Origin of the sequence: Brevibacillus sp. LEMMJ03 (assembly GCF_007197875.1) — a bacterium.
GTDB classification, from domain to species: domain Bacteria; phylum Bacillota; class Bacilli; order Brevibacillales; family Brevibacillaceae; genus Brevibacillus; species Brevibacillus thermoruber.
In genome coordinates, this window is sequence record NZ_VKJN01000003.1 from 299105 (window position 1) to 322131 (window position 23027).

General features: G+C 59.3%; 23 protein-coding genes and 1 riboswitch. Of the genes, 14 read left to right on the top strand and 9 right to left on the bottom strand.

What is annotated here, in order from left to right:
* Window positions 1-3 precede the first annotated feature (3 nt).
* From FOI68_RS06105 to FOI68_RS06140, 8 genes are all read left to right on the top strand, one after another.
* The gene (locus tag FOI68_RS06105; RefSeq protein ID WP_143862621.1) at window positions 4-1251 is read left to right on the top strand and encodes an MDR family MFS transporter; all 1248 of its coding nucleotides are present in this window, start codon (window positions 4-6) and stop codon (window positions 1249-1251) included.
* A gap of 304 nt (window positions 1252-1555) precedes the next feature.
* A complete protein-coding gene (locus tag FOI68_RS06110; RefSeq protein WP_081656474.1) occupies window positions 1556-2017 on the top strand; it encodes a MarR family winged helix-turn-helix transcriptional regulator in 462 nt (153 codons plus the stop codon).
* Window positions 2014-5154: an efflux RND transporter permease subunit gene (locus tag FOI68_RS06115; RefSeq protein ID WP_044897360.1), complete on the top strand. Its 3141-nt coding sequence runs from the start codon at window positions 2014-2016 to the stop codon at window positions 5152-5154. The genes FOI68_RS06110 and FOI68_RS06115 overlap by 4 nt, the downstream gene beginning before the upstream one ends.
* A 13-nt stretch (window positions 5155-5167) precedes the next feature.
* Entirely contained in the window at window positions 5168-6400 is a 1233-nt protein-coding gene (locus FOI68_RS06120; protein ID WP_029098680.1) for an efflux RND transporter periplasmic adaptor subunit, read from the top strand.
* A 168-nt stretch (window positions 6401-6568) separates the two neighbouring features.
* A riboswitch (SAM riboswitch) is annotated at window positions 6569-6680 on the top strand.
* A 103-nt stretch (window positions 6681-6783) separates the two neighbouring features.
* On the top strand, window positions 6784-7968 hold the full coding sequence (locus FOI68_RS06125; RefSeq protein WP_029098681.1) for a pyridoxal phosphate-dependent aminotransferase: 1185 nt from the start codon (window positions 6784-6786) through the stop codon (window positions 7966-7968).
* 294 nt (window positions 7969-8262) lie between these two features.
* Window positions 8263-8733, top strand: coding sequence for a hypothetical protein (locus tag FOI68_RS06130; protein WP_044897358.1), 471 nt, complete (start codon window positions 8263-8265; stop codon window positions 8731-8733).
* A 471-nt stretch (window positions 8734-9204) separates the two neighbouring features.
* Window positions 9205-9705, top strand: a complete 501-nt coding sequence (locus FOI68_RS06135) for an SRPBCC family protein (RefSeq protein ID WP_143862622.1) — start codon at window positions 9205-9207, stop codon at window positions 9703-9705.
* Between the two features lie 233 nt (window positions 9706-9938).
* Entirely contained in the window at window positions 9939-11141 is a 1203-nt protein-coding gene (locus tag FOI68_RS06140) for an aminotransferase-like domain-containing protein (RefSeq protein WP_029098684.1), read from the top strand.
* A gap of 278 nt (window positions 11142-11419) precedes the next feature.
* Here FOI68_RS06140 and FOI68_RS06150 read toward each other — a convergent pair whose 3' ends face one another.
* Window positions 11420-12268: a family 1 encapsulin nanocompartment shell protein gene (locus FOI68_RS06150; RefSeq protein WP_044897355.1), complete on the bottom strand. Its 849-nt coding sequence runs from the start codon at window positions 12266-12268 to the stop codon at window positions 11420-11422.
* A gap of 66 nt (window positions 12269-12334) precedes the next feature.
* Window positions 12335-12949: an IMEF encapsulin system ferritin-like cargo protein gene (locus FOI68_RS06155; protein WP_035299848.1), complete on the bottom strand. Its 615-nt coding sequence runs from the start codon at window positions 12947-12949 to the stop codon at window positions 12335-12337.
* 254 nt (window positions 12950-13203) lie between these two features.
* Here FOI68_RS06155 and FOI68_RS06160 point away from each other — a divergent pair, with 254 nt between their 5' ends.
* Window positions 13204-13485, top strand: coding sequence for a DUF2325 domain-containing protein (locus tag FOI68_RS06160; protein WP_029098687.1), 282 nt, complete (start codon window positions 13204-13206; stop codon window positions 13483-13485).
* A gap of 63 nt (window positions 13486-13548) precedes the next feature.
* On the top strand, window positions 13549-13698 hold the full coding sequence (locus tag FOI68_RS23310; protein WP_162836710.1) for a hypothetical protein: 150 nt from the start codon (window positions 13549-13551) through the stop codon (window positions 13696-13698).
* Window positions 13699-13774: 76 nt separating this feature from the next.
* On the opposite strand, the gene FOI68_RS06165 is transcribed toward FOI68_RS23310, so the two are convergent.
* The 4 genes from FOI68_RS06165 to FOI68_RS06180 form a co-directional block, all read right to left on the bottom strand.
* A complete protein-coding gene (locus FOI68_RS06165; protein WP_269320169.1) occupies window positions 13775-14128 on the bottom strand; it encodes a S1C family serine protease in 354 nt (117 codons plus the stop codon).
* Window positions 14068-15522, bottom strand: coding sequence for a recombinase family protein (locus tag FOI68_RS06170; RefSeq protein WP_143862623.1), 1455 nt, complete (start codon window positions 15520-15522; stop codon window positions 14068-14070). Before FOI68_RS06170 ends, FOI68_RS06165 begins: the two co-directional genes overlap by 61 nt.
* Before the next feature lie 132 nt (window positions 15523-15654).
* Window positions 15655-15975: a winged helix-turn-helix transcriptional regulator gene (locus FOI68_RS06175; RefSeq protein WP_029098690.1), complete on the bottom strand. Its 321-nt coding sequence runs from the start codon at window positions 15973-15975 to the stop codon at window positions 15655-15657.
* 246 nt (window positions 15976-16221) lie between these two features.
* Window positions 16222-16704, bottom strand: coding sequence for a S1C family serine protease (locus tag FOI68_RS06180; RefSeq protein WP_143862624.1), 483 nt, complete (start codon window positions 16702-16704; stop codon window positions 16222-16224).
* 228 nt (window positions 16705-16932) lie between these two features.
* Between FOI68_RS06180 and FOI68_RS06185 the strand changes: the two genes are divergently transcribed.
* Complete coding sequence (locus tag FOI68_RS06185; protein WP_029098691.1) at window positions 16933-17469, top strand: PadR family transcriptional regulator; 537 nt, start codon at window positions 16933-16935, stop codon at window positions 17467-17469.
* Between the two features lie 101 nt (window positions 17470-17570).
* Here FOI68_RS06185 and FOI68_RS06190 read toward each other — a convergent pair whose 3' ends face one another.
* Both FOI68_RS06190 and FOI68_RS06195 read right to left on the bottom strand, forming a co-directional pair.
* Entirely contained in the window at window positions 17571-18683 is a 1113-nt protein-coding gene (locus FOI68_RS06190) for an aminopeptidase (RefSeq protein ID WP_029098692.1), read from the bottom strand.
* Between the two features lie 162 nt (window positions 18684-18845).
* Window positions 18846-18941 (bottom strand): YjcZ family sporulation protein, encoded by a 96-nt coding sequence (locus FOI68_RS06195; RefSeq protein ID WP_029098693.1) that lies wholly within the window; start codon window positions 18939-18941, stop codon window positions 18846-18848.
* Window positions 18942-19114: 173 nt separating this feature from the next.
* On the opposite strand from FOI68_RS06195, the gene FOI68_RS06200 reads away from it, so the two are divergent.
* The 3 genes from FOI68_RS06200 to ytxJ all read left to right on the top strand — a co-directional run bounded on the left by FOI68_RS06200 (window position 19115) and on the right by ytxJ (window position 20482).
* The gene (locus FOI68_RS06200) at window positions 19115-19348 is read left to right on the top strand and encodes a hypothetical protein (protein ID WP_029098694.1); all 234 of its coding nucleotides are present in this window, start codon (window positions 19115-19117) and stop codon (window positions 19346-19348) included.
* Window positions 19349-19571: 223 nt separating this feature from the next.
* Window positions 19572-19970 carry a hypothetical protein gene (locus tag FOI68_RS06205; protein ID WP_029098695.1) on the top strand — a complete coding sequence of 133 codons (399 nt, stop codon included), beginning with the start codon at window positions 19572-19574 and terminating at the stop codon, window positions 19968-19970.
* A 185-nt stretch (window positions 19971-20155) separates the two neighbouring features.
* Complete coding sequence (gene ytxJ / locus FOI68_RS06210) at window positions 20156-20482, top strand: bacillithiol system redox-active protein YtxJ (protein ID WP_143862625.1); 327 nt, start codon at window positions 20156-20158, stop codon at window positions 20480-20482.
* Window positions 20483-20652: 170 nt separating this feature from the next.
* Here ytxJ and FOI68_RS06215 read toward each other — a convergent pair whose 3' ends face one another.
* Window positions 20653-22830 carry a cell division protein FtsA gene (locus FOI68_RS06215; protein ID WP_143862626.1) on the bottom strand — a complete coding sequence of 726 codons (2178 nt, stop codon included), beginning with the start codon at window positions 22828-22830 and terminating at the stop codon, window positions 20653-20655.
* Window positions 22831-23027: the final 197 nt, after the last annotated feature.

Sequence of the window (23027 nt, forward strand, 5' to 3'; positions counted from 1 at the left end):
GTCATGAGCGGAATGTGGAGCATGTATCCGCGCAGCATACGGGTTCTCGCCGCCGTTGCTGCCATGACTTCCACGGGCATGGCGTGCATTTGGCCGCTGGTCACCATCTACATCCACGATTACCTGGGCAAACCGCTCACCGTTGCCGGGCTGCTGCTGCTGTTGAACCAGGGAGCGAACCTCGTGGGGAGTGTGGCGGGCGGCATTCTCTTTGACCGCTGGGGACACAGGCGGACGATTGCGGTCGGTTCCGTCGGCGCGATCGCTGTCTCCGTCGCGCTTGGCCTGACGACCGACTTCACCGCCTACACCGTGCTGCTTTTGTTGAACGGATTTTTCTTTGGCATCATCTTTCCCGTACTGAACGCACTGGTTGCCCGCCTCTGGCCGGAAGGCGGGCGCAAGGGGCTGAACGTGATCTACGTCGCCCTCAACATCGGGGTGGCCGTCGGTTCGGCCTTGTGCGGCGTCCTGGCCAGCATGTCGTTCGCCTGGACGTTTTTCGGCAACGCCATCGCGCAGGCGGCGACGCTGGCGATGTTTCTCCGGTGCCTGCCGCAGCATCTCGCGGAACAACCGAACGAACGAGCCCACGCGGCGGAAGCGGCCGGGACGGAGGCGAAGCAGGCTGCGGCGGGAACGGAACGCCGTCCGGTCGCCTGGGGGGCGATCGGCCTGCTTTGCAGCGGCCTGTTGGTCTGCTGGATCGTCTACGCGCAGTGGACGACGGTGCTCTCCGCCTACATGCAGTCGCTGGGCATTTCGCTTCGGCAGTACAGTCTGCTCTGGACGCTGAACGGAGCGCTCATCCTGTTCGGCCAGCCGCTGCTCTCCTGGATGATCAACCGATTCGCCCGGACGTTGAAAGCGCAGCTGCTGCTCGGCGCGTACGTGTTTGCGCTGTCGATGCTCATCCTCTCCCAGACGACGGCCTACGCCGGATTCGTGGCGGCCATGTTCGTGATGACGATCGGCGAAATGCTGGTGTGGCCGGCGGTGCCCACCATTGCCGCCGATCTGGCCCCGGCCGGGAGGGAAGGGATGGTCCAGGGCATTGTCGGGGGAATCGCGTCCGCCGGCCGGATGGCGGGACCGCTTGTGGGAGCGATGGCCTTCGAGGCGCTCGCTCCGCAAGGGATGCTCTACCTGATGGCGGTCTTGGCGCTGGTGGCGGTCGGCTGTTTTGCCGCGTACAGTTCGTTTGTCAAGCGGCCTGAGACCCAGCCTGTGCTGAGCGTGCCGGAGAAATGAGCCAGGGGAGAGGCCTCTCTCCGCGGCCCCGGATTTGAGTCAAACGGAATAGGCAAAAAGACCGAAGCGGATACGTCCTTACGGCAGCGTCCCTCCCGTGCGAGGGGCGTTTTTTTTGTGGGAGACATGCGTCACCGTCCGTTCATATTGGGTTCATAAACGCGTGGTATGGTAGGGGATGCGCCGTGACAGCGGGAGGATGGTCTGTCGAAAAGATAATACGTTTTCAACACGAAAATTTCTTGATGCGAAATATGTCCTATGTCATAATGTTTCGTGACGCGAAATAATAGAGGTGTGGCCTATGAATCCTATGAGGCGCATGTCGATGCAGTTGATCCTGATGAACAAGGTCTACCTGGACGTCATCGCCCAGGAATTGACCAAATGCGGATTGACCATTCCGCAGATGTTCGTCCTGGGTCCCGTGATGGAGGCGCCTAGGACCATCGGGGAACTCAGTCGGCTGATCGACCTCTCCTACAGCACCGTATCCGGCATCGTCGACCGGCTCGAACGGGACGGCTTTGTCAAACGGGTGCGGGACGAAAAGGACCGGCGCATGGTCTGGGTGGAACTTGCCGACACCCCGCAAGCGATCAAACAACGGATTCCCTTCATGCAGGACAGCTACTTTGACGAGCTGTTCGACGGCATGTCCGACCAAGACGTGGAAGCTGTCTGCCGATCGCTGACGATCTTGACACACTATTTGGAAAAACGGCAACAATCGTTTCCGAAAAAGGGAGGTAGCTGTACACGATGAATCTTTCCCGATTCTCCATTCAACGCCCCGTTACCATCCTGATGATGACGGTGGCTCTGCTCCTCTTCGGCTTCGTCTCCCTGCCCAAGCTGGCGATTGAGCTGTATCCGGAGCTGAATCTGCCGGTGGCGGTGGTCGTCACCACCGTAGAGGGCAGCACGCCTGCCGAAGTGGAAAAGCTGGTGACCCGTCCCATCGAGGAAGCATTGGGAACGGTGCCCAACGTAGACAAAATCATGTCCAACTCCGCCGAAGGGGCCTCCCAGGTCATCCTGCAGTTCAACTGGGGAACCGACATGGACCAGGCAGCGTTGGACATGCGGGACAAGGTGGACCTGGTCCGCGGCATCCTGCCGGACAACGCCAAGGCTCCCCGCATTCTGAAACTGGACCCTAACAGTGAACCGATCATGACCTTTTCCCTGACCGGGGAAGAAGACGTCGTCAAGCTGAAGTCGATCGCGGAGGACACGATCAAGCCGCGCCTGGAGCGGATTGAAGGCGTTGCCTCCGTCGGCGTCTCCGGCGGCCAGGAGAAGATCGTCGAGGTCGTGCTCGACCCGAACCGGCTGGCCGCGTACGGGATCGGCATCGATCAGATTCAGCAGGCCTTGATGGCCACCAACGTGTCCGGTTCGTCCGGCGTCATCCGTCAGGGCGACACCAAGCTGAGCATCCGGGTCGACGGCGAGTACGGCTCCGTAGCTGACATCGGCGAGACGCCGATTCGCGTGCAGAACGGCAGCATCGCGCTGAAAAACCTGGCGACAGTCACCGAGACGTACAAGGAAGTGACGCAGAAGGCGTTCATGAACGGAATGCCCAGCGTAGGCCTGACCATTACCAAAGCCTCGGGCGGCAACACCATCGAAGTGGCGGACGCGGTCAACCGGGAACTGGAGGCGCTGAAACAGGTGCTGCCTCCCAACGTCAAGGTGACCACGATTCTCGACTCGTCCAAGTTTATCAAGGATTCCATCTACACGGTCGGAGAGCACGCGCTCGTGGGCGGGCTGTTCTCGATCATCATCCTGTTCCTGTTTTTGAACAGCTTCCGCTCCATGCTGATCGTCTCCATCGTGATTCCGATCTCCGTGGTGGCGACCTTCTGCCTGATGTACTTTACCGGCCAGACGATCAACATGATCTCGCTGGCCGGTTTGACCCTGGGGCTGGGGTCGCTGGTAGACTTCGCGGTCGTGATTCTGGAAAACATCTTCCGCTACCGGGAACAGGGTAAGAGCATGATGGAAGCGGCCCGGCTCGGTTCCAAGGAAGTGGGCACGGCGGTGATGGCCTCCGCGCTGGCGCAAATCGCCGTATTTGCTCCGATTGTCTTCGTCGAAGGGCTGGCTTCCGAGCTGTTTGGCCCGCTGGCGCTGACCGTCGTCTACTCGCACATCGCGGCGCTCTTGGCTTCGCTGACACTGGTGCCGATGCTCAGTTCCCGCTGGCTGAAAACAGTGCCGCACACCGAAGGAGAGGTAGTGTCCAACTACCGGGGCTTCAATCCGGTGATGTGGTTCAACAAAGGATTTAACAAGATCGCGCGCGGCTACGGCCGCCTGCTGAAGTGGGCCCTCGGCCACCGCAAGACCGTGTTTGCCGTGACGATTGCCCTGTTTGTCGGCGCCATCGTCCTCTCCGGCGGAGTCGGCGCGGAATTTATTCCAAAGATGGACCAAGGACAGATTTCCATTTCCATTAAGATGCCGAACGGCACCATGCTGTCGGAGACGGAAAAAGTCGTCGCCGAAGTGGAAAAACGCGTAAAGGATTTGCCGGAATTGGAGCAGTTGTACACCTCGATCGGGTCCAACGGCGGCCCCGCGATCATCGCCAACGCCACGTCCAACCAGGCGCAGGTGCAGGTGAAGCTGGTCCCCAAGGATCAGCGCTCCGTCAGCACCGAGCAGGTGACGGAACAACTGCGCGAAAAGCTGGCCGACATCTCGGGGGCGGAGATTGAGGTAACGGAAGTGGACCAGTCGGGCGGCCCGATGGGGGCACCGCTGGAAGTGAGCTTGCGCGGGGAGAACCTCGACGTGCTGGAAGACATCAGTTCGATCATCGCCGGCGAGATCAAGCAGGTGCCGGGCACGCGCAACGTCACCACCTCGCTGGAAGAGACGCGCCAGGAAGTGCAGGTGCTGGTCGATCCGCAAAAGGCGAGCCTGTACGGGCTGACCACCAGCCAGGTGCTGTCCAACGTGCGCACGGCGTTTGACGGCATGACGGTCACCACCTACCAGACGGGGGACGACCAGATTGACGTGAAAATCATGCTGCCCAAGTCGTATCAGGACGACATCAGCTACCTGCAGCAGCTCCGCATCCCGACGGCGAGCGGTGCGCAGGTCGCCCTCTCGTCCGTCGCCGAGATCGTCAAACAGGACGTGCCGCAGTTGATCAAACGGACCAACCAGACGCGGGAAGTGACGATCAGCAGCGAAATCGTCGGACGCGACCTGAACTCCGTTACCCGTGACGTGACGGCCAAGCTGAACGCCCTGTCGCTGCCGGACGGCTACACGCTGGAAGTCGGCGGTCAGAGCAAGGAGATGGCCGAGTCGTTCGGAAGCCTGGGACTGGCGATCATCCTGTCGATCGCGCTGGTCTACATGGTGATGGCCAGCCAGTTTGAATCCCTGTTTACGCCGTTTATCATCATGTTCTCCATCCCGCCGACGTTCATCGGCGTGGTCGTGGGGCTGCTTACGACCGGCTATCCGCTGAGCGTTCCGGCGCTGATCGGGTACATCCTGCTCATCGGGATTGTCGTCAACAACGCGATCGTCCTGATCGACTACGTCAACCAACTGCGCAAACGGGGCGTGGAGCGGAACGAGGCCATCCTCCAGGCAGGTCCGATCCGGCTGCGTCCGATTCTGATGACGACGCTGGCGACGATTCTGGCGATCACGCCGCTTGCCTTTGGCGGCGGGGACGGGAACGAATCGCAGGCGCCGATGGCTGTTGTCGTCATCTTCGGTCTCAGCTTCTCCACGCTGATCACGCTCGTGCTGATTCCGGTCGTCTACTCCTGGTTTGACGATCTGGGTCAAAAATGGCGCAATCGCAAAGAGAAACGCAAGCAGAAAAAATCGGCCGGCCAGGAAATGCCGACGTTGGGATAGGAGGCTACACGGTATGAAGATGAACAAGGGAAGTCTTGGGCTGCTGCTGGCCCTGGCAGTCGCCCTGGCAGGTTGTACGGCTCCGGATGCGGCCACGCAGCAGACGCAAACGGAAAACAAGCCGGTGCCGGTACAAGTCGATACAGTGAAAAAAGGAAGCGTGTCCACGCGCGCGGGGGTAACCGGGAAACTGGCCCCCAACAAGGAAGTCACCTTGGCGCCCAAAGTGAGCGGCAAGATCGTGCAGTTGAACGTGAAACTGGGGCAGTATGTCCAAAAGGGACAGGTGCTCTTCTCCCTGGAAAAAACGGACCTGGTGAATGCGGTGCAGCAGGCGCAGGCGGCGTACGACCTCGCCGTAGCCAACCTGAAGCAGAGTGATGCCACCACCAGCCAAGGGCTGCAGCAGGCGAAAAACGGTCTGGTGCAGGCCGAGCAGGCGCTGCGGGACGCGGAACGCAACTACCAGCGCATGTCCGAACTGTACAATCAGGGGGCGGTGTCTCCTCAGCAATTGGAACAGGCACAGGCGACCCTCACAAACGCGCAGACGGCGTATGCCAACGCCAAGCAGGCGCTGGAGGCGGCAGAAAAGCGGACGGGAGTGGCCGTCACCCAGGCATCCGTGGAACAGGCCCGCGTCTCGCTGGAAAACGCCCGTGAACAGTTGGCCAACGCGACGGTGACCGCCCCGATCTCCGGCTTCGTCTCCGCCGTCAACGGACAGGTAGGGGAGATGGCTTCGCCGCAATCGCCGGTGGTCACCATCGTGGATACCGACCCGCTGATCGTCAAGGCCAACCTCTCCGAAGAGGAAGTAACGTCGGTGAAAAAAGGGGACAAGGTGAAGATCCAGATCTCCGCCCTCTCCAAGGAGCTGGACGGCACGGTGAGCGCGATCAGTCCCGTGATGGACCAGACGCTGCGCGCGTATCCGGTGGAGATTTCCCTGGCCAAGCAGGACGCCTCGCTGAAGGCGGACATGGTCGTCAGCATCCAGTTTGCGAAACAGCAGGCCGCCAACATGCTGGTGGTGCCGCTCAAGGCCGTCTTTGACGAGAACGGCAAGCGGTTCGTCTACAAGCTGGAAGGCGACACGGCGAAAAAAGTGGAAGTCCAGACCGGCACCGAATCCAGCGATCTGGTGGAGGTAAAGGCGGGCCTGAAGGAAGGCGAGAAAATCGTCGTGCGCGGCCAGACGCTGCTGAAGGACGGCGCCAAAGTGCACATCCAGCCGACATCTTGACACTGCCGTTTTGCTCAAGTAGTATGAAAGAGATTACCAACCAGCGCAGTCCGGACCCTTCGGCGGCCTTGAACGGACGTCGTAACGAGGGGCCGGCACGGTCGCCGTCCCGCCGGATGTGTGCTGGCATGAAGCTGTAACGCAAACGAAACCGAATAGCATGCAATGACCTTATCCAGAGAGGCGGAGGGACTGGCCCGATGAAGCCCGGCAGCGGATCTGCCTGTACGGCGGCAGATGCTGTGCCAATTCCAGCAGGAGCATTCCTGACAGATAAGAACGTGGAGATGTCGATCTGCCCCTTTTTCTGTACAGGAAAAAGGGGCTTTTGCCTACGTGCCGATGTCTGCACGATTTACCCGAGGGAAAGGAACGAGAGACCGATGCGCATCCAACCGTCCGCCATGATTGACCGACTGCCGACGCAGTTTTTTGCCTCGCTGGTGGCAAAAGTGAACAAAGCCATCGCCGCCGGCCATGACGTGATCAACCTGGGGCAGGGCAACCCCGATCTGCCCACGCCGCCGCACATTGTCGAGGAACTGCAGGCCCACGCGGCCCGGCCGGTCCACCACAAGTACCCGCCGTTCAGCGGCCGTCCGGAGCTGAAACGGGCCGTCGCCCACTGGTACAAGCAGGAGTTTGACGTCGAGTTGGACCCGGAAGAGGAAGTGGCCATCCTGTTCGGCAGCAAGACCGGACTGGTGGAAATCTGCCAGGTGCTGCTCAATCCGGGCGATGTGGCCCTGGTGCCGGACCCCGGCTATCCCGATTACTGGTCGGGCGTGGCGATCGCCGACGGGCGGATGGTGATGATGCCGCTGCGCGCCGCGAACGGCTTCCTGCCGGACTACGGCGAATTGGCCCGGGAGGATCTGGACAAGGCCAAGCTGATGTTCCTGAACTATCCCAACAATCCGACAGCGGTCAATGCGCCGTTCGAATTTTTCGAAGAGACGGTCCGCTTCGCCCGCAAGCACGAAATCGTCGTCTGCCACGACTTCGCCTACGGAGCGATCAGCTTCGACGGCAAGAAGCCGGTCAGCTTCCTGCAGGTGCCGGGGGCCAAAGAGGTGGGCGTGGAGTTCTACACGCTGTCCAAGACCTACAACATGGCCGGCTGGCGCGTCGGCGCGATGGTCGGCAACCGGGAACTGGTCCGGCTGATCAACCTGATCCAGGACCACTACTTCTGCAGCCTGTTCGGCGCCATCCAGATGGCGGCGGCCCGGGCGCTGACCGATTCCCAGCAGTGTGTCCGCGAGCTGGTCGCCGTCTACGAAAGCCGGCGCAACGCGCTGTTTTCCAACCTGCACCGAATCGGCTGGGAGGCGGCACCGTCGCAGGGATCGTTCTTCACCTGGCTGCCGGTGCCGAAAGGGTTTACGTCCGCTGATTTTGCCGACCTGCTGCTGGAGAAGGCCCATGTCGCCGTCGCGCCAGGCGTCGGCTTCGGTCCCACCGGCGAAGGGTACGTCCGCGCCGCGCTGCTGGCCAGCGAGGAGCGGCTGGCGGAAGCGGTGGAGCGGATTGAGCGTTTGGGTATTTTCTCCCCGTGCAAAAAATAGTTCATGTCATAGAGAAAGAGATCTGACCGCCAGGGTGTTCGCAGAACGGCCTTGGCGGTTTGATTTTTTTGAAGTGACTTCCGGCCAAAATAGGCGAGTGTCGTAGAGCCCGAAACCGGGTGGGCGAATAGCATGGAAAAAGGGCGGAGACAATAATCCGTAACACGGTGGTGTGCAAAAAACATTCTCAGTAAAAATCATTCTCAGCATTGACAGATAATGATTTTCATTATACGATGGGTATGGTAATGATAATTGATCTCAATGATCACGTTTGCTCGGCAGGAGGGTGTCATGCGCTATCAGATCAACGGATACACCGATATGTACACGGTCATCACCAATGAGCGCAAGGTAGGCGGCGCCGTCGAAGCGGGCCTGATTCGCCTGCGGTCCGGCGAAGAGTTTACCAACGCCGTTCTCACGCGGCTGGAGATGTCCGGCGCGCAGTATTGCTCGCTCGGTTTTGTCACGGAGGAGGGCAAGCGGCTCATTGTCCATGTCAATGACATCAGCATGATCGCCGACGCGGTGCACGTAAACGTATGCGACCTGCGCAACGAGGTGATGCGCGCGGAGAAGATGGCGGAGCGTCTGAAGCGCCTGAAGCGGCTGTGCCAGTTGAACGAAGGAAGCTGTACGCCGACGTTCCGTGAAGAAGCGCTGCTGCTTGCCGAAGACATTGGCTTCGACGTGGCGCGGGAACACGTCGATCTGCCGTTCCTGCCGCAGACGGAAAAGGCACGGGTTGTTCGCATCGCGTAGGGGAATCTGGCGTGCCAAAGAGACGAAAACGTTCCAGAGAAAAAAGACGGGAAGCGGTTCACGCTTCCCTTTTTGCTTGCCCGAATTACTCCCGCAGGCGATCAATGTTCTTGGCAAACCAATGAATCAGTCCGCAGTTGTCACAGGTGAGAGTGTGAACCTGCCGGCTGGCGAAGTCCAGTTTGAAAAAGGTCATCCTCGCTGTGATCATGAGCTTGTTGGCGTAACGAAACCGGTGGTGCCCGCTGAATCCGCTCAGGTTTTACACCGACATCCATCTGGAATCATCTACCTAATGGTTTATCAAAATAGTAGAACGGGCAGACTTGCTTGAAAGGACCGTGCAAGGACGGACACATACGTGTCGTCTTCAACTCGAATTGTTACCTCCTGCAGCAGAATGGCTTCGTTTTTGCGAACGTTTGTGGAACGATTTGCACCTAATTAATCACGTTGTAAAGGATGATGAGAATGGTTCATGCATCTACCATAACGTTAACGATGAAACGTTCTTTTGATGTCTCTGCAGACAGAGTGTTTGACGCTTGGCTCAACCCGGAAATGATGAGAAAATGGCTGTTTACGATGGAATCGACGAATAAAGTGGCAAAGAACGAACCTCATGTCGGTGGAACATGGGAAATTGTGGATCATCGTGGAGGGAAAGATTACAGGGCAATTGGTGAATACATCGAAATTGACCCGCCCAATCGATTGGTGTTTACCTTTAAAATGCCGCAATTTAGTGACACAGAAGACAGGATTACCGTTGAATGTAAACCTCTTGAAAAGGGATGCGAGATGACTTTCACACAAGAGATTGTCGTTCCTCATGAAGAAGGCTGGACGGAGAAAGACATTGAACAAGCACTTCGTGAGTACCATGACAGTACAGAACAGGGTTGGAATTTCATGTTTCTTGGGGTAAAGCAATTGGTTGAAACGGGTAAAATCAATTATCCATCACCATAAAGGTATTTACAATCACGAGCGGTTCCTTTCATCTTCAAACGATTTGCAAATGAGCTGCAGATAAAGGCTGATAAAGAAGAACGGGTCTCCTTAAAACATAAGGGGGCCCGTTTTGATATGTCATGATCAGAGAACAATAGCCAAAACCTATTCCGCTTATAGCAAGGATAGATTGGACTTCTCCCGGCGTGAGTGATACAACAAGGATAAGCTCAATCAAGGGGGAACGGAACATGGAGTACTCTTTTTCACACTCGGTTGACGCACTGAGCTCCTCGGCCGTGCGGGAAATCCTGAAATTGACGCAGGGCACCCAGGTGCTGTCGCTGGCCGGCGGACTGCCGGCGGAGGAGTTTTTTCCGCTGGAAGAAATGAAAGGCGCTTTTGACCGCGCGCTCAGTCAAGGGCCGAAATCGCTGCAATACGGTCTGACGGACGGATACCTGCCGCTGCGCGAGTGGGTGGCGTCCCGGATGAAACAAAAGAACATGAACGTCGGCGTGGAGAACATGCTGCTCACCACCGGCTCCCAGCAGGCCGTCGACTTGCTCTGTCGCGTCTATCTGGACGAAGGCGACGTCGTGCTGGTAGAAAACCCCACGTATCTGGCTGCCGTGCAGCTTTTTCAGTTCCGCGGCATTCGCGCAGTTCCGGTGGAGGGGGACGACGAGGGCATGGACATGGAGGATCTGGCCCGCAAGATCGCCCAGTACCGTCCCAAAATGGCGTATGTGATTCCCACGTTTGCCAACCCGACCGGCAAGGTATGGAGTCTGGAACGGCGTCTCGGCCTCTTGCGCCAGTGCCGCGACAACAACATCCTGATCCTGGAAGACGACCCGTACGGCGAGATTCAGTTTGACGGGGAGGGGCCGTATCCGACCATCTTCTCGCTGGATCAGCATCCCGACGGTTCGGCGGTCGTCTACACCAGCACTTTTTCGAAAACGGTGGCGCCGGCGCTGCGGATCGGCTGGGCGATCGGAGACGCTCAGGTGATCCAGACGATGGTCAAAGCGAAACAGGCGGTCGACCTGCACTCCAGCTCCATTGACCAGATCGCGCTGCATCAACTGCTGTCCCACTTTGATCTGGACGCCCACATCGGCAAAATCCGCGCCGCCTACCAGGAGCGGATGGAATGGATGCACCAACTGCTGGCCAGCCAGAATTGGAGCGGCGTTACCTGGAACAAGCCGCGGGGAGGCATGTTCCTCTGGGTGAAGCTGCCGGAGCACGTCCATTCGGAAAAACTGCTTGCCCAGGCCGTGCGCGAAGGCGTCGCGTTCGTTCCGGGCATCCCGTTTTACGCGGCCGAACCGCAGGTGAACACGATGCGGCTCAACTACACCCTGTTGAACAGGGAAGATACCAAGCTGGCCATCAGCCGCCTGTACAGCGCATTTGCCGCATACACCGCCGTTGCGGCGCAGTAAGCAGCCGACCGTACGAAAGCGGCTGCCGGAACAGCGTGATCCTCACACGAAAGAGTCCTCTGTCATGGAGGACTCTTCTTGTTTTGGGCGGAAGTGCCCGATCTGCTCACGGTATTCGGGGGAGTCCTGATCGTGGCGTCCTGCATCGCGTTGTCGCGGAGTAAGGGAAGATGATCACAGCCTGGGCAGGAAAAAGAAGAGCGGCTGCTCTCCGAACGGGAGACAGCCGCTCACTTTTTGGTTGATTCGCAGCAAGCGAAAGCCCCGCGTCTGCGGACTCATTCCTCCGTTTCTTCCAGCGTGCAGATGGCGCTCGGCCGCTTGATGCGGAGCACGACGCACTCGTAGACGCGGAAGAAGCTGTTCATCTGCTCGTCGCCGAGGAACGCCGTGTCGAAGTCTTCGGCGATCGCCAGGTCCAGGTTGTGCCGGCCGGTGGCAACCAGCACGCCGGTGCGTCCCTTGATGGTGGGGGATTGGTACACCCCGTCGGTCACCAGATTGCGAATGTGCTCGATTTCCAGGACGTTGGTCCCCTTGTGGACGCGGTGCAGAAGCGAGTACAGCTCCGGAGAGACGACCAGCGCGTACGGGCCGCTGTGTCCCATTTTCAACAGCTTGTTGCGGGCCTCGACGATGTCGGCAAACGCGTTGCCGGATTCCATCCAGTCGCTCTTCAGGTGGGTGAGGCGACCCTTGACGTTCATCAGGCCGGGCAGATCAAACTCCGCGGAGCCGTTGAAAATCAGGTCGTCTTCCATAAGGGCGCATCCTGCGGCCGCATTGGCTGCGGCGCTCATGTCCAGAGGCATCCCCAGGGTGCGGGCCTGGGCGACGTCGCGCCAGTACAGCACGAAGTCTTTGTACAGGATCGGGATGGTCAGGCTGACCCGCCGGCTCGGCTGGGTCAGCTCCAGGGATTCGCCGCGCAGGCTTAACCCCCCGAAGCGGGATTCCTCGTAAATGTCGTTGGTGATCGTCTGGATGCCTTCGCCAAGCGGTCCGTAGATATCGATAAAGCGGCGTCCGACCAGTTGGCGGCGGGCCATCTCGACGACGGTCTCGTCCAGTTGGCGCCACTCGTCATTCGTCAAGGGAGAGTCGGGAAACTTGCGGAGCTTGTCCATCGTTGTACCTCCAAATCGTTCGAAATGGTGATGAAGCGGTGTAGGCGGCAGAGCCGAAACGGCCTCTTACAATCCTTTCAAACTGCCGACGGTCAATCCTTTTTTGGCGGCCGGGGCGGAAGCGGTCTGTGCGGCTCCCGGCGCTTTCCCTGCATGGGCGGCTCCTGTCTGTGCCGCGGAAGCCTTCAGGTGATCCACCTGGTGAATGTCGTGCCCTTCGTCGTGGTCCGTCAGATCAGGACGGCGGTCGCCGTCGGAAAAGCGTTCGCTCAGCGCGGCGATGATCTCCTTGACGCGGAGGTAATCTTCCTGTGTCGCTTCGCGCATGCTGTTCAGGGCACTGCGCGTCTCCTCGTCCTGAAACTCGTACAGGGAGAGTTCCAGGTGCTCGCGGAAGTTGTGCAGGCCGAAACGCTCCAGGTTTATGTCAGAAAGCAGGCGGGAAAGTTCCCGGTCGCTGAGCTGTTCCGCCTTGTTCCCGTCGATGAGGGAGCCGAGGTAGGGAATCAGTTCGTTCAGGCGGCCGAGGCGCTGCTCTTCTTCTTCCAAAATGTGGTGATAGTACAGGCGGGTATGCTCATCCTGCGCCGCGTCGATAATCGGCTGGATGATGCCCATGAAGCGCTCGATAAAGCCGCTGGTGCGGGTAAATATGGCGTGCAGTTGCGACATCTCTTGCACCCAACGCTACCTCCTCACTGGTGATGTGTGTCTTCATTATATCATACCGCTGGAAAAAAGCACCGGGAAAGAACAATGCAGAGTCGTTCTTAGTATTCCGGCTGACACAAAAATGTTACCACGGAGAGTATTGTCAAAGCTAATTGGGAATGATAATATTTATCAATAAGAGTGAGATTCATTATCAATTAGAAAACAAGCGAGGCACCACATACAACGAGTCAGAGAACCATTCATGTAGGAGGGAATTTGAAATGTCGTCCATTCTCGTCATCGGCGGTGACCGCCTGGGCAATATCGTTGATTTTCTGCAAGATCAAGGATTTACCGAGATTCATCACGTGACCGGCCGGAAAAGCTCCCAAACCGGCGTGAAAATCCCGACCGGCGTCCACATGATTTTGGTGTTGACCGACTTCGTCAACCACAATCTGGCCAAGACGGTAAAAAATCAGGCAAAAGACCGGGAACTGCCGATTGTGTTCTGCAAGCGTTCTTGTGCCGCCATTGCCAAGGCGCTCCTGCACGTGGCGTAAATACATAGCCTCCGGAGTGGGCAGACTAGACAGCGAGTCTGACATCAAACGGAGGAATGGCACGTGAAACAGAACCGGCTCGACGAACTGCCGATTGCCCGCTTGACGGAGGCCCAGCTTCAGCAGCTGAAGCAGGCGGAACAACAGCTCAACCAGCAGGGCAGCGGCGTGTACCTGATTGCCTTTGAAAAACAAGCCCCGTCACCACGGTAGACGGGGTTTTTTGTTGGGGGCAAAAGCCAATGCGGCGGGGCGGCGGCATCATCGGCCGGACGGGACGAAGAGGGGCTTAGGTGAACACGAACTGTCCCAACCGCTCTTTCAGCGCGTCGATGCCGATGGCAAACCCGAGACATTGGCTGGATTGAATGATGAACGCGTTGAGTCCGACCACTTCGCCGTTCAGATTGATCAGCGGGCCGCCGCTGTTGCCGGGGTTGATGGCCGCGTCCGTCTGAAAAATATCCTCGTACATCCGCTTGGCCACCTGCAGGCGCCGGTTTTTGGCGCTGATGATGCCGGCCGTGACGGAGTTTTCCAGACCCAGCGGGGAACCGTCTGCTCCCGTAGGGGCAAACCGCGTCAGCGAAACGCGAGCAGCGTGAGGCGCACGGCCAGCCCGGGGGCGGACGCTGACGGACACGCCTCCGCTTCCAGACGGTGGAGCAGGATGTCCGCCAACTGCCGGCGCTCTTCCCGCGTGGCCCACTCCCAGATGGAGGACCAGTCGGCCAGCGCTTCCTGCCACTCGTCCGGCCCGCCCGCAGGAGGGCAGCGCCGCCCCGTGGCCTGCGCCTCCCGTTCCGCCCGCTTCAGCTCTCCGAGTTTGGCGCGATACTCCGCCAGCGTGATGACCCCTTCGGCGTAGGCGTCTTCCCAGCGCTTCCGCTTTTGCCTGCATTTTTGCAGCAGCGCCTGGGCCGCCTCCCATTCCGTTGGTGGCGCCCCGGACGAGACGGCTTCGCGGCAGGCCGCACGGAGTTCCTCCCGATAGCGGAGGAGGTGGCTGATCACTTCCCGGGCCAGGCGGTCTTCGCGGATCGCGGGGGCCTGGCACCCGCCCTTCTGCCTGTTTTTGCACAGGTAATAGTGGTGCGTGTACCGTTTGCCGTTGGGCTTGTTGGTATGGGCCGTCTTGCCGCGCATCGGCGAGCCGCAGCGGGAGCAGTACAGGAGGCCGGAAAAGATGAACGGTGAAGAGAGGACCCGTGGATGATGAGACCGCCGCTCCGAAAGCCGCCGTTGAGCCGCCGCAAACGTGGAGGCGTCGACGATGGCCGGGTGTGCCCGCTCGACGATCACCCACTCCTCCGGCCGGTTGAGCCGCTGGCCGCCTTCCGCGTAGTTCCACCGCAGGGCCCCGTAGTACACCGGATTTTTCAACAGGCGGGTCACCGCGCCGGCGCTCCAGCGGGCGCCGTGTTTTCCGCGAAAGCCCTCTTGGTTGGCCCATTCCGCGATCTGCCGGGGAGACCATCCGGCCAGAAAGTGCCGGAACATGCCGCGCACCGCATCCCCCTCTGTCGGATGCACCGCCAGCCGGCCGTCCCGCCATTCGTATCCGTAGGGCGGGGGGCCGCCCGGCCGTTTTCGCTCCCGCACCATCTGCTCCATCCCCAGCTTCACCCGCTCCGCCAGGTTTTCCCGTTCCCATTGGGCCAGAGCCGCCACCAGCGTGATGAACAGCCGACCGATCGCCGTCGTCGTGTCGTAGACTTCCGTGCAGCTTTTGAAGCGGACGCCGTGCCGTTCAAACTGGCTCAGCAGCCGGTACAGGTCCAGGACGGAGCGGGTCAGGCGGTCCAGCCGGTACACCAGCACGACGTCTACCCGCCCCTGCCGCACGTCTGCCAGCATCCGCTGCAGCGCAGGCCGGCGCGTATCCTTGGCGCTCTCGCCTTCGTCGGCGTAAATGTCCGCCAGCGTCCAGCCCTGGGAGCGGATGTAGGCGAGCAGCCGTTCCCGCTGGGCTGCCACGGAAAATCCTTCCTTTGCCTGTTCCTCCGTACTGACGCGAACGTAGACAGCCGTTCTCATCGAACCACCTTCCCTCATCGCGGATGGTAGAGTCTACAGCAGGGAGGCGGCGCGTATGCCTGGACAGCCAAAAAAGCCCCGCCGTCGTTCCCGGCGGAACGCAGCGGGGCGCGGATCAGCCGGTGCGGCCGGCTACATCCACTTCTGGCCCCAGGCGTGAATCGATTCGATTACGGGGCGCAGGTCTTTTCCTTTTTCCGTGAGATGGTATTCGATGCGGACGGGAATTTCCGGAAACACCTTGCGTTCCAGGATGCCCAGTTCCTCCAGTTCTTTCAATCGTTCCGACAGCATTTTATCGCTCATGTGCGGCACCATTTCGCGGATGTCCTTGAAGCGGACAGCCCCGAGCAGCAGCACATGGATGATCAATCCGGTCCATCTCTTGCCGAGAATGTTCATGGCCCCTTCGTACTTCGGGCACATTTGCTCGCCAGCAAATTCTTGACCCACGTCGGTGTCACCTCTGTGAAACAGCTTTTTGTATTGCCCTTAATTGTAACACACTTACTTGAGAAAGGTAAGTTGCATTCACCGCCAATCGGCTCTCGTCATGTTGTCTCCCGCGAACGGTCCCGCTATGCACACAGGTGACCGGTCGGGCGGACGCCCGTTTCCCGCGTCGGCGTTCCGGGGGCAGGGACCGCCACCCCCAAGCAGGCGCATGGGTGATGACTGGCGCATGGGGAAATCCTGTCTTCAGTTTGCCTCTATGGCGGCAGGCGGGGAACCAATGCTGATGACCCATTCGCCCACCTTCGTGTCGGATGAGCTGCCCAGCCGCAGCGGGGTCAGTTTGCAATCCGCGTCGATTTTGATGACGGCGTAGTCGCGGACGCGGTCGGCCAGCACGCGTTTCGCTTCATACACCTTCCCGTTGTACAGCTTGACGAGGATGGTCCGCGATTTTCCGACCACGTGCTCGCTGGTTAGAATGTATCCTTTGGGATGAAATATAAAACCGGAGCCGTAACTCCGCTCGGAGGGAAGCGGGGACTCGTCGGTGATCAGACTGCGGATCAGCGATTCCACGTTGTGCCCGTGGGGCGCATCCTCGGTCACAATGGAGACGACGCCTTCCTTGACGCGCTCCACAATCGGCACGAAAAAATTGAGAGGATGCAAACTGCTGCTCACAGGGTACTTGACTTTGGTGTAATGGGACCATTTTTTACTTTTCACGGTATCTCCCCCCACAGCAGATAGGTATGTATCATCTTATGGCACGGCGGGGGGGAAGGGACGCCCAAAAATCCACGGAAGGGATATATCAATATTTTTGATTGATATAATAAAGAAATAGGATTGGTATAATCATAAGAAAGTGCTTATAATACATATAGAGAATATTTTGAACATAAAGCACATTCGCGAGAGAGAGCAGACAGCGTGTTGGAGGGATGTAGAGAGATGGATGTCAAAACAATTATTCTCGGATTTTTGAGCTACGGAGAGATGAGCGGGTACGATATCAAACAGGCGTTTTCCAACAGCATCGGCTTTTTCTATGACGCCAGCTTCGGAGCCATTTACCCGGCGCTCCGCAAGCTGGAGGAAGAAGGATACGTGACCAAGCAGGAGGTCATCCAGTCGGGCAAGCCGAACAAGATCCTGTACAGTATCACGGAGGCCGGTCGGGAGGCGTTCCGCAAGGAGATTCAGACCCCGATTCTGCCGCCGGTGCTGCGTTCCGACATGCTGGTAAAAATCTTCTTCGGCAAGAGCCGCACGCCGGAGGAGCAAAGAGAACTGCTGCAGAGCTGTCTGGAGATGCAGCGGCACATGCTGCAGCAGAGCCGCCGTTCGTACCAGAAACTGCAGCAGCACTTTGACGAATACCAGCGATTTTGCTGGGAGTACACGATCCACCACCTGGAGACCACGATTGCGTTTTTGGAACAAAAAATGCCGGCCCTGCTGAAACAGGAGCCCGCCTGTACCCTGTAGGAACGGACGGGACCGTCCGATCCGCAGCGAGCGGGGAGAGCGGACATAAAAAAGCGAAGGGATGCTGCGTCCCTTCGCTTTTTTGTGCGGCGCATGTTGCGTTATTTCAGGTTTTCCGGGTTGAGGCATTCCAGCTCCGGAACGACAAAGCGGCCGTCTTTGCGGATCAGGCGATCGTCGAACCAGATCTCGCCGCCGCCCCACTCCGGACGCTGGATGCAGACCAGGTCCCAGTGGATGGACGACTTGTTGCCGTTGAACGCTTCGTCGTAGGCCTGACCGGGCGTGAAGTGGAAGCTGCCGTCGATTTTTTCGTCGAACAGGATGTCTTTCATCGGGTTCTGGATGTACGGGTTGACCCCGATGGCAAATTCGCCGATGTAGCGCGCGCCTTCGTCCGTGTCGAACACTTCGTTGATCCGCTTCGTGTCGTTGGCGGTCGCGTCGACGATTTTGCCGTCCTTGAAGGTCAGCTTGATGTTGTCAAACGTGTAGCCCTGGTACGGCGACGGGGTGTTGTAGCTGATGACGCCGTTGACGGAGTCGCGGACGGGAGCGGTGAACACTTCGCCGTCCGGGATGTTGGCTTGCCCGGCGCACTTGATCGCCGGAATGCCTTTGATGGAAAAGGTGAGATCGGTGCCCGGGCCGGTGATGCGCACCTTGTCCGTCTTTTCCATCAGCTCGACGAGGCTGTCCATCGCCTTGTCCATCTTGCCGTAATCCAGGGTGCAGACCTTGAAGTAGAAGTCTTCGAAGGCATCGGTGCTCATGTTGGCCAACTGGGCCATGGACGCGTTGGGGTAGCGCAGCACGACCCACTTCGTCTCCGGCACGCGCACGTCCAGCACGGGACGAAGCAGGAGCTTGGAGTAGAGCTGCATCTTGTCCCCCGGTACGTCGGACAGCTCGCTGATGTTGTCGCCGCCGCGGATGCCGATGTAGCAGTCCATTTGCTTCATGAAGGAAACCTCCGCGTCGCGCATCACGCCCAACTGCGTTTCGTTTGCGCCGAGCAGGAGTTCCCGCTGGATCGTTTGGTCGATCAACTGCACGTACGGGTTGCCGCCCGCCTCGTACACCTTGCGAATGACGGCGCGAACCAGTTCGCTTACCGCGCCGATCGCGTAGATGAGAACGTTTTCACCGCGCTGGACGCGCGTCGAGTAGTTCACCAGGACATCGGCCAGTTTGTCGATACGGGGATCTTTCATCGGAAGGATGTACCTCGCTTTCCATTGCATTCAGTATGTATTGTACACAAATCGACGAGAAAAAAGCTACCCGTGGTCAGGGTAGCGTGCGTATGAAACGCGCTGTGCAGGATTCGGTGCTAATGTATATGCAATCATTTGCGCGGATGTGCGCACTGCCGTTTAATTGTCGCACGAACAACCAACAATTACCAGCAGGATGAACAGGATCAACACCAGAGTGAAATCGTCCAGGTCGCCGTTAAAGATGCTGCTCATCAAACATCCTCCTTTTGTTTGTTAAGCCTCTTGTGCTTACATCCATAACATATGGGTTTTCGCACAGAGCCGTAACGGGCAAATGCCCATTTTTGGGAAGTATATTATTCTGAAAACATGGAAAAGCTAGAGGATACGAAAAGACTATGCGAAACGAAAGGATGGCAGTTGTCATGCGCAGAGCTTTGTCCAGCACGCCTCACGAAATCCCGGCGATCCTGATCAGCGTCGGCGAGGATTTTAAATCGATTGTATGGAAGGCACAGTACGATATGGATTTTAATACGGAATGCCTGTTTTGCTTTTCCGAGCGAATCACCGGATACCGCGTCGAGGACGAGCTGGGCCGTTCCGGAAAAGTGGCCGTCTGCCCCCATTGCGAGAAAGTGAACGCCATTTACGCCTGATCGCCGGCAGCGTTGCCGAGCGATGCCGCTTGGTGCCTGCGCCCGGCGGTTGATCCCCTGTCCGGTCCTGTTCTCACGGACGGATGGAGGTCAGCCGCCGGGCGTTTTTTCGCTGCTTGGGACTGACAATCCATCCACCAAGTACCACCTCGTTTGGGGCAGGATTGCAGGGAGAAGGCTCGAATAGTAGGAGGAGTATACAGATGCGGATAGAGGTGAACCCATGTACAAGAAATGCAGCCGCTGCGGAAGTGACATGGAGCTCGTGCTGCGCAACGTCGTGTACCGCAGCCGCGTGAAAATCATGAACGTGCCGGTACACGTCTGCGGAAACGATGCCTGCGGTCATTCCCAGGTGGTGGATGTCATCAAAGATGATCTGAAGAAACTCATGGAGGAATGGGGCCAACATCCGCAGCGCCAATCGATTGAATTTGAAGAAGTGTCGGAGCTTTCCCATTTGATGGTGCTCATCGCCAAAGAGAAAGAGGATGCGACTGTGCGAGAGGCGCTGCAGGAGCGGGTGAACGAACTCCTGGACCTGTTTTTGCTGGCCCGATCGCTGGGGGATCAGAATTGGATGCACGAACTGCGGCAGCGTTTGACGAAGATCATGGTCTAGGCGAACCGGGTTGTCCTCACGGCAGGGACGGCTCTTTTTTCGCTGTGCCGCGATATCGCGGATGCGGTTATGAGGCATTGCCCCGCGGATCAGCGGACCGCATCCACACTTGAAACGTAGACTTCGCCGATGCGATTCCGTATACTGGTAACCACATGCACCAGATGTGAGAGGAGCGATTCATCGTGACGGAAGTACAACTGCACACGCTGGAAGAACTGGATCAATTCGTGGCGGGCGCGGGCAAGCGGCTGCTGTTCAAGCACAGCACCATCTGCCCGATCAGCTCGGCCGCTTATGAAGAGTATCAGGCGTTTCTTCGCGAACAGGAACTCCCCGCGGCGGTCATTCTCGTGCGCGAGGACCGTCCCGTCTCCAACGCGGTGGAGGAGCGCTTTGGCATCAAGCACGAGTCGCCGCAGATCTTTCTGTTGGAGGACGGCCAGGTAAAATGGCACACCTCCCACTGGAAAATTACCAAGGACGCCATCCGTGAGGCGGTGCAGGGCTAGAGCGGATGCGGCGAACGACGGGGGAGGGTGCGGGGAGCGGCAAGCGTCCGCCCTTCGCATGAAACGGCGGGCGGCTTGGCCCCATCGCGGCGTGCCGCGAATCGAAAACGCAAAAAAACGGGTGGGCATTGTAAGGGCCGCACCCGTTTTTTTCTGTGCAGAGCAGACGGTTACTCCCAATACAGCTCCAGCTTGTCGCCGCTCTTCAACTCCGTCTGGAACGAGGCCGGCTCCCCGTTGACCAGCGTCACCAGCCGGGAGATGCCTTCGCCCGTCGGCTTTTCCAGCGAGACGTCGACATAGCGGAAGACGTCGCTGAACAGGGGAGCGGCAGGAGCGGCGGTCTTCACCGTAATCACCGCGCCGTCCCGGACGGGATCGTCCGCCTGGGCGGGGAGGCCGTCCATCGTGATGGATACGCCGCCCACGGGCAGCACGACAGGCTGACCGTTGAAGTGGACGGTGATCGTCTCCTGCCCCCACTCCTCGGGAGGAATGACGTCGCGGATGGCGGGGATCGGCGGCTCTTCCGCCCGGAATACCAGATCGTCGCCCGGCCGCACGCGATCGTCCAGTGCGGCCGGTTTGCCGTTTACCTCCACCCGGAGGATGCGGGCTGGCAGAGTGTACGACCGGCCGTTGACGCTGAACCGGAGGGGAGGCGTCGCTTCTTCGTCTCCGTCCGGGAGCAGCCCCGCTTCCCGCAGCACCTCTTCCACCGTGCGGGGCAGGCGGATCTCCACCTCGCTGCGGTCGGCGAGCGGGGCGTCCAGCGGCTGCCGCACGCCGTTGACCAGGGCGATGGGGCCGAGCGAAAGCGGTTGGCCGTTGCAGGTGAGTTCCAGCGTGTCCAGGTGGTCCAGCAGATCGAGCACCCGCGCCTCCGCTTCCCGGCCGTCCTGACCGGGCACGACGACGATCACATCGCCGTCGGCCACAGGGGCGTCCAGGCCCGACGCTTCCCCGTTTTTCTCGATGACGGGCGGGGTGCCGTGGCCGCCCGGAATGATTTTGATCCGGCCGTTCACGGTCAGCGAAATCGCCATGCCGGGGCGGCCGTAGAGGCGGCGGATGTCCATGCCGGCCGCGATCAGGGCGTCACCGAGCGTCATTTTGCGCAGGTCGAAGATGCGGACCGGCGCGTCGTTGACGGTGACGGTCACGTATTTGACCGGATGGCGGCGCGCCGCGACGGCGATGCCGACAGGCGTCACGAATTCCGGTCCGGTGATTTGCGGATGTTCGTCCACAAACTGCCGGATGGCGTCCGCTCCCCGGACGGCGACGCGGGCCGGCGGCAGCTTCAGCGCTTCCGCGACGCGTTCCGTCAGTCTTGGCGTCAGGCTGCCTCCGCCGATCAGCATCACGGCCTGCGGCGGCTTGCCGTTCAGTTCCAGGATTTTGTTCGCGATGTTGGCGGCCAGGTGGCGGATGTCGCTGTCGATGGCGGCCGCCACCTCGGCGGAAGACAGGCTGTGCTCCATCCCGAGAATGTCGGTGAATGTCACCGTTTCGCGGGAAGTGAGCGCTCGCTTCACTTCCTCCGCCATCGGGAAGTCGAGCAAAAAGGCGTTCATCAGGGCGTCGGTGATCTCGTCGCCGGCCACCGGCACCATGCCGTAGGCGGTGATTGCCCCTTCCTCGGTCAGGGCCACGTCGGAGGTGCCGGCGCCGATGTCCACCAACGCGATGTTCAGCCTGCGCATGGTGACGGGGATCAGCACGTTGATCGCCGCGATCGGTTCCAGGGTCAGCGCCTGCATTTCCAGGTCGCAGCGCTGCAGCGCCGCTAGCAGCGAGTCCACGACCACGCGGGGCAAAAATGTGGCGATCACGTCGACGCTGGCCGTCTCCCCGCGCTGGTCGATCAGGCTGCCGATCAGTTCGCCGTCCAGGTAGTAGTTGACGACGCTGTACCCGACGCAGTAGTAGCGGGTGACGTCCCGTTCGTTCAGCTCCTGGGCCAGTTGGGCCTGGGCTTCCTGCACGGCGGAAAACTCCAGGGTCAGCACGTCGTCGCGGGAGATGGCGGCGTGCCGGGCAATCGGCATCTCCATCCGCACCCGCCGCGTCCGCAGCGAACGGCCGGCCGCCGCCACGGCCACCCGTTTCAGCGGGCCGTGCGTTTCTTCCAACTGCTCCTTGACCTGCCGAATGACTTTGGAGACGGCGACGACGTCGTGAATCTGTCCGTCCAGCATGGAGCGTTCGTCATGCTCGCGGATGGCGCAGTCGACGATGCGGAACCGATCGCCCACCGGCTCCACGATCAGCCCGACCACGCTGCGGGTTCCAATATCCAAAGCAAAGATCAGCTCATCCGAGGCTGTTTGCACAATGTCCGACAAAACCAGGTCACTCCTCGTTCCGGAGGAAAATCCGGGAAATCACTTCGGGAATGATTTCGACTCGAAGCGCGGAGAATCCTGTCGAAACAGGCAATCTTCTCGACAGGAGGAATTTTGCAAACGTTTTAAAACAAATTTACAATTTACTTTCGCGCTTTTTGGCGCTAAACTGCTGACAAGGGCAGTTTGATTGATTA